The following is a 1117-nucleotide window of genomic DNA, read 5'->3' as shown; positions in this document are numbered from 1 at the left end:
GCCTAGCTGTACTGACCCGACAGGTTGGTCAAGCGGGTGATGGGTGGCTTGTTCCCGCAGGCGGTGTGGGGTCGGTGGTGGTTGTACTCGTGCAGCCATGCTGGCAGGGCGGCGCGGCGTTCGTCTTCTGAGCCGTAGCAGCGGGCGTAGCCCCACCCGTCGGCCAGGGTGCGGTGGAAGCGTTCGATCTTGCCGTTGGTCTGGGGGCGGTAGGGCCGGGTGCGGGTGTGTTTGATCGCGAGCTCGGCGCACAGGTCGCGCCACAGGTTGGATCGGTAGGCCGGGCCGTTGTCGGACAGGACTCTCTCGGTGGGGATCCCGCGGGCGGCGAACCAGGCCACGGCGCGGCGTAGGACCGCGGTTGCGGTGGCGGCGGTCTCGTCGTCGTGGATCTCGGCGTAGGCGACGCGGGAGTGGTCATCGATGACGGTGTGCACGAACGCGTGACCCATCTTCGGGTTGTAGTACGTGTTCTTGGGTTTGCCGGGGGTCGACCGCCGGTTGTGCCGTCCTTGGACGCGTCCGACGTAGCGCCACCCACCGCCGTCGGGGATGTTGCCCAGCTTCTTGACGTCCACGTGCAGCATCGCTCCCGGATGCTCGTGCTCATACCGACGCACCGGCTCACCAGTGGCCCGGTCCACGTGGGCCAGCCGGTTCAGCCGGCAGCGGGTCAGCACCCGGTGCGCGGTCGAGGGCGCCACGCCGGTCAGGGCGGCGAGTTGGACCGGGCCCAGGCGTTTGCGCAACCGTAGCGCCACGATCCGCTTGGTCGTGGCCGGGCGGGTCTTGGCCGGCATCGACCGGGGCCGGCTGGACCGGTCGGTCATCGCCTCGCCGGCGGCGTACCGGTCGGCCCAGCGTTTGACCGTGGGCCAGGAGCACTGGAACCGGGCGGCGACCTCCACGATCGGGACGTGGTGGTCGATGACCAGCTGTGCGACTCGTAGCCGGGCGCGTGGGGTCAGGGCGGCGTTAGCGTGGGACACGAGGGCCTCCTGTTTGGCGAAGTGAACCTTGAGCAGTTCCACTCCACCGCGGGAGGCCCTCCCCTGTCAGCAGCTCACAGCGCGAAGTCGCATTCCCTCAACCAACGTGCCCGGTCAGTACACCTAGC

1 protein-coding gene is annotated in these 1117 nt (G+C 69.2%); it reads right to left on the bottom strand.

The features are described 5' to 3' along the window. Window positions 1-2: 2 nt before the first annotated feature. Entirely contained in the window at window positions 3-989 is a 987-nt protein-coding gene (locus AC3A5R_RS23080) for an IS481 family transposase (protein WP_487623115.1), read from the bottom strand. Window positions 990-1117 lie beyond the last annotated feature (128 nt).

It is taken from the genome of Intrasporangium sp. Soil_C_50 (assembly GCF_057656595.1).
This window is presented reverse-complemented; position numbering and strand designations above follow the sequence as displayed.